Annotated in this window: 5 protein-coding genes; all 5 read left to right on the top strand. The window is 73.4% G+C overall.

From position 1 onward, the window contains the following. Nucleotides 1-1,221, top strand: a 1,221-nt coding sequence (locus HGA02_RS08895; RefSeq protein WP_168678709.1) for a replication-associated recombination protein A, incomplete at its 5' end; no start/stop codon positions are given. Between the two features lie 230 nt (nt 1,222-1,451). Next, nucleotides 1,452-2,078 (top strand): 30S ribosomal protein S4, encoded by a 627-nt coding sequence (gene rpsD, locus HGA02_RS08890; protein ID WP_013771170.1) that lies wholly within the window; start codon nt 1,452-1,454, stop codon nt 2,076-2,078. A 192-nt stretch (nt 2,079-2,270) separates the two neighbouring features. Next, nucleotides 2,271-2,639: a DUF948 domain-containing protein gene (locus HGA02_RS08885; protein ID WP_168678708.1), complete on the top strand. Its 369-nt coding sequence runs from the start codon at nt 2,271-2,273 to the stop codon at nt 2,637-2,639. Continuing rightward, a complete protein-coding gene (locus HGA02_RS08880; RefSeq protein WP_168678707.1) occupies nt 2,639-3,031 on the top strand; it encodes a hypothetical protein in 393 nt (130 codons plus the stop codon). The genes HGA02_RS08885 and HGA02_RS08880 overlap by 1 nt, the downstream gene beginning before the upstream one ends. A 103-nt stretch (nt 3,032-3,134) precedes the next feature. Beyond that, nucleotides 3,135-5,606, top strand: a 2,472-nt coding sequence (gene alaS, locus HGA02_RS08875) for an alanine--tRNA ligase (RefSeq protein ID WP_168678706.1), incomplete at its 3' end; no start/stop codon positions are given.

Below are 5,606 nucleotides of genomic sequence, written 5' to 3'. Positions count from 1 at the left end.
GAGCCCGCGAACGACGCCGCCCGCCGCGCGGCCCCGTCGTCGGTCGTGCTCTGGGGGCCGCCGGGCACGGGCAAGACCACGCTCGCCTACCTCGTCGCGACCACGTCGGGTCGTCGCTTCGTCGAGCTGTCCGCCGTGACCGCGGGCGTCAAGGACGTCCGCGCCGTCATCGACGACGCGCGCCGCCGCCTCGCGACCGCCGGCGGCGAGACCGTGCTGTTCATCGACGAGGTCCACCGCTTCACCAAGGCCCAGCAGGACGCGCTGCTGCCGAGCGTCGAGAACCGCTGGGTCACGCTCGTCGCCGCCACGACCGAGAACCCGTCGTTCTCGGTCAACTCCCCGCTGCTGTCCCGCTCGCTGCTGCTCACGCTCCAGCCGCTGAGCACCGACGACGTGCGCCGCCTGGTGCGTCGCGCCGTCGACGACGAGCGCGGCCTCGACGGCGCCGTCACGCTCGCCGAGGACGCCGAGGAGCACCTGCTGCGGCTCGCCGGCGGCGACGCCCGCAAGGCCCTCACGATCCTCGAGGCCGCCGCCGGTGCCGCGCTGTCGGGCACCGTCCCGGAGGAGGACGACGGCCCCGTCCTCGTCGACCTCGCGACCGTCGAGCGCGCCATCGACACCGCGGCCGTCCGCTACGACCGCGACGGCGACCAGCACTACGACGTCATCTCCGCGTTCATCAAGTCGATGCGCGGGTCCGACGTCGACGCCGCCCTGCACTACCTCGCCCGCATGGTCGCCGCGGGGGAGGACCCGCGGTTCATCGCCCGGCGCATCGTCATCGCCGCCGCCGAGGACGTCGGCATGGCGGACCCGAGCGCCCTGCAGACCGCGGTGGCCGCCGCGCAGGCCGTCCAGATGATCGGCATGCCCGAGGGGCGCATCATCCTGGCCGAGGCCGTCGTGCACGTCGCGACCGCACCCAAGTCGAACGCGTCCTACAACGGGATCAACGCCGCGCTCGCGGACGTGCGCGCCGGGCGCATCGGGTCGGTCCCGCCGCACCTGCGCGACGCGCACTACGCGGGCGCCAAGGGGCTCGGGCACGGCAAGGGGTACGTGTACTCGCACGACGAGCCGCACGGCGTCGCGGCCCAGCGGTACCTGCCCGAGGAGCTCGAGGGGTCGCGCTACTACCGCCCGACGGACCGCGGGTTCGAGCGGCAGGTGACGGAGCGGCTCGACCGCATCCGCGCGATCCTCGACGAGGCGTGACGCAGCCCCGGCGGCGCGGATTTGGGCAGCACGCCGGCGTGCCGGTAGTCTTGTCAGGCTCGTCACCGGGCAGTGCGGGAGCGGACCTTGCCGGTTCGCTCCACTCGGACGGTGACCATCCTGGGGCCTCAGCCGCCGGTCACGTCGTGTGACCACCACAGGTCGGCCCCACCCCGCCGGAAGACCTTCCGCTCGCGGGTGTGATCGAGACGACGACAGGAAGTATCTCTGTGAGCAGTGTGACCCGTTCGCGCCGCCAGGTCCGCCTGAGCCGCGCCCTCGGCCTGGCCCTCACGCCGAAGGCCGTCAAGCACTTCGAGAAGCGCCCCTACCCGCCCGGTGAGCACGGCCGCGCCCGTCGCCGCACCGAGTCGGACTACGCGGTGCGTCTGCGCGAGAAGCAGCGTCTGCGCGCCCAGTACGCGCTGCGCGAGAAGCAGCTCGCCCGCGCCTACGAGGACGCCCGCAAGGCCCCGGGCCTGACCGGTGAGGCCCTCGTCGAGAACCTCGAGACGCGTCTCGACGCGCTCGTCCTGCGCTCGGGCTTCGCCCGCACGATCCTCCAGGCCCGCCAGGTCGTGGTGCACCGCCACATCCTCGTGGACGGCAAGATCGTCGACCGCCCGTCGTTCCGCGTGAAGCCCGGCCAGACCCTCCAGGTCAAGCCGAAGAGCCAGGCCACGACGCCGTTCCAGGTCGCCGCCGCCGGTGCGCACCGCGACGTCCTGCCGGCCGTCCCGGGCTACCTCGACGTCCAGCTCGAGAAGCTGAGCGCCGTCCTCGTCCGCGCCCCCAAGCGCGCCGAGGTCCCGGTGACCTGCGAGGTCCAGCTCGTCGTCGAGTACTACGCGCGCTGACCCACGCCACGCCGAACGCCCCGCTGCGCACCGCGCACGCGGGGCGTTCGCGTCTCCGGGGCCGGGCGGACCGGGGGAGCGGACCTCGCACGCCCTCGAGGACGCGCGAGGCGGGTCGAGGTGCCGGTGCCGGGCCTGTTCGTGGGTAGGGTTTCCGCGGGGTCGTCGGGGCCCCGGACTGGGAGGGGTGGCATGTCGGCTGGTGACGTCGCGGGGCTCATCGCGGCCGCCGCGTTCGTGGGTCTCGTCGCGTTCCTGGCGGTGCCGCTCATCAAGCTCGGGCGGACCTTCGACGGCGCGACCGCGTCGATCAAGGAGCTCACGGACCACACGGTGCCCGTGCTCGACGAGACGGCCACGCTCGTGGCGTCGTCGAACGTGCAGCTCGAGCACATCGACACGGTGACGACCGCCGCGGCCCAGGTCTCCGAGAACGTCTCCGCGCTCACGTCGCTGTTCGCCGCGACCGTGGGCGGGCCGATGATCAAGGCCGCGGCCTTCTCCTACGGCGTGCGGCGCGCGCTCGCGGGGCTGTCCGCGGGCGCCCGCAAGGGCCGCTGATGCGCCGGCTGGTCTGGGTCGGCGTCGGCGTCGTCGTGACGGTCGTCGTGCTGCGGCAGGGCAAGCGGCTCGTCGACGCGTACGTGCCGGCCGGGGCGACGGAGGTCGTCGACGGCGTGAGCCGCGTCCGCGGCGCCTGGGCCACCGCGCGCCGGGAGTTCGCCGCCGGACTCGCCGAGCGCGAGGAGCAGCTGCGTCAGGACCTCGTCGGCGACGTGGACGTCGAGCGGTTGCGCGCCGAGCGGCCCGAGCGCGTCGAGGCCCTGCGCGAGGCGTGGTCGTCGCGAGGCGGCGCAGCACGCGGCGCGGCGTCGCAGGAGGCCGTGCGCAAGCGCTGGGCCGAGGGCCCGACCGAGGACCCGGACGACGACGACGGCTACGCCTTCTTCTGACGCACACTGGTTCCCGGCAGCGGGAACACGCGCGGCGCCCCGGGCGCTGCACCCACCACTCCGTCCCGCCCGGGACGGGCACGACGCGACTCACGAGGACACCATGCGCACCGCCGAGATCCGCCAGCGTTGGCTCGACTACTTCGAGGGCCGAGGCCACGCCGTGGTGCCGTCCGCGCCCCTGATCTCGCCCGACCCGTCGACGCTGTTCGTCATCGCCGGCATGGTGCCGTTCATCCCGTACATGCTCGGTGAGCAGACGCCGCCGTGGCCGCGCGCCACGAGCGTGCAGAAGTGCGTCCGGACCCTCGACATCGAGGAGGTCGGCAAGACCACCCGGCACGGCACGTTCTTCCAGATGAACGGCAACTTCTCCTTCGGCGACTACTTCAAGGAGGGGGCGATCACCTACGCGTGGGAGCTCGTCACCGGGTCGCAGGCGGACGGCGGGTACGGGTTCGACCCGGAGAAGATCTGGGTCACCGTCTTCCACGACGACGACGAGGCGGCGGCGCTCTGGAAGCGGATCGCGGGTCTGCCCGACGAGCGCATCCAGCGGCGCGGCATGAAGGACAACTTCTGGTCGACGGGTGCGCGCGGCCCGGCGGGTCCGTGCTCGGAGATCTACGTCGACCGCGGCCCGGAGTTCGGTGCCGAGGGCGGTCCGGTCGTCGACGAGGACCGGTACGTCGAGATCTGGAACCTCGTGTTCATGCAGTACGAGCGGGGCGACGGGGGCGGCAAGGAGGACTTCCCGATCCTCGGCGACCTCAAGCAGAAGAACATCGACACCGGCATGGGGCTCGAGCGCGTGGCGTACCTGCTGCAGGGCGTCAACAACATGTACGAGATCGACGAGGTCCGGCCCGTCATCGACGGTGCCGTCGAGATGTCGGGCCGCCGGTACGGCGCGAACCACGACGACGACGTCCGCATGCGCGTCGTGGCCGACCACGTGCGCTCGGGTCTCATGCTCATGGGCGACGGCGTGACGCCGTCGAACGAGGGCCGCGGCTACGTGCTGCGCCGCCTGCTGCGCCGCTCGATCCGTGCGATGCGCCTGCTCGGCGTCGACGACCCCGCGCTGCCCGTGCTGCTGCCGATGAGTCGCGACGCGATGAGCGCGTCGTACCCGGACCTCGCGCGCGACTTCGACCGCATCGCGCAGGTCGCGTACGCGGAGGAGGAGACGTTCCGGCGCACGCTCGCGGCGGGCACGACGATCCTCGACACCGCGGTCCAGGCGGCCAAGGGCTCGGGCGCGACCGTGCTGTCGGGCGACCAGGCGTTCCAGCTGCACGACACGTACGGCTTCCCGATCGACCTCACGCTCGAGATGGCGGCCGAGCAGGGCGTCGCGGTCGACGAGACGGCGTTCCGCACGCTCATGCAGGCGCAGCGCGAGCGGGCGCGCGCCGACGCCCTGGCGAAGCGCGCGGGCCGTGCGGACACCGCGGCGTACCAGGAGCTGCACTCCACGCTCAGCGAGCACGCGGCCAAGCCCGTCCAGTTCGTCGGGTACACCGACGCGGAGGCGCGCGCGAAGGTCGTCGGGCTGCTCGTCGACGGCGTGCCCGCGCCCGCCGCGACCGCGCCCGCGGACGTCGAGGTCGTGCTCGACGTGACGCCGTTCTACGCCGAGTCGGGCGGCCAGCAGGCCGACACGGGCGTGATCGTGCTCGACGGCGGTGCGCGCATCGAGGTCGACGACGTCCAGGCGCCGGTCAAGGGTCTGTCGGTGCACCACGGCCGGCTGGTCGACGGCACGGTCGCGTTCGGCGAGACCGGGACCGCGCGGATCGACCTCGCGCGCCGCCGGGCGATCGCGCGTGCCCACACCGCGACCCACCTCGTGCACAAGGCGCTGCACGAGTCGATCGGCGAGGGTGCGACCCAGGCGGGGTCGCTCAACGCGCCCAGCCGGCTGCGGTTCGACTTCCGCTCGCCGTCGGCGACGCCGTCCGAGGTGGTCGCCGAGGTCGAGGCGCGCGTGAACGAGCGCCTCCAGGACGACCTCGAGGTCACCGACTCCGTCATGCCCATCGACGAGGCGCGCGGCCGCGGCGCGATGGCGCTGTTCGGCGAGAAGTACGGCAACGAGGTGCGCGTCGTGGACATCGGCGACGGCTGGTCGCTCGAGCTGTGCGCGGGCACGCACGTGAAGCGGTCCGGCGAGCTGGGCCTCGTCACGCTGCTGTCCGAGTCGGCGATCGGCTCGGGCGTGCGGCGCGTCGACGCGCTCGTCGGCGCGGGCGCGTACGGCTACCAGGCGAAGGAGCGCGCGCTCGTCGGGCAGCTCTCGGGCCTGCTCGGGGCGCGCCCCGACGAGCTGACCGAGCGCGTCTCCGCGCTGCTCGGCAAGCTCAAGGACTCCGAGAAGGAGCTCGCGACGCTACGCCAGGCGCAGGTCCTCGCGGCCGCCGGGTCGATCGCGGACGGTGCGCAGACCGTCGACGGCACGCGCGTCGTCACGTACGACGCGGGGGACGCCTCCGCCGACGACGTCCGCACGCTCGTGCTCGACGTGCGCTCGCGCCTCGGCGAGTCGGCGCCCGCCGTCGTCGCGGTCGGCGCG

The organism is Cellulomonas septica (assembly GCF_012396155.1).
In the GTDB taxonomy this organism is placed as follows: domain Bacteria; phylum Actinomycetota; class Actinomycetes; order Actinomycetales; family Cellulomonadaceae; genus Cellulomonas; species Cellulomonas septica.
The sequence above is the reverse complement of the archived record's forward strand: the minus strand, read 5'-3'. Positions and strand labels throughout refer to the sequence as shown.

Bases quoted from the DNA above. Each gene is read 5' to 3' on its own strand.
- HGA02_RS08885 (WP_168678708.1), top strand. From the start codon at position 2,271: ATGTCGGCTGGTGACGTCGCGGGGCTCATCGCGGCCGCCGCGTTCGTG.
- HGA02_RS08880 (WP_168678707.1), top strand. From the start codon at position 2,639: ATGCGCCGGCTGGTCTGGGTCGGCGTCGGCGTCGTCGTGACGGTCGTC.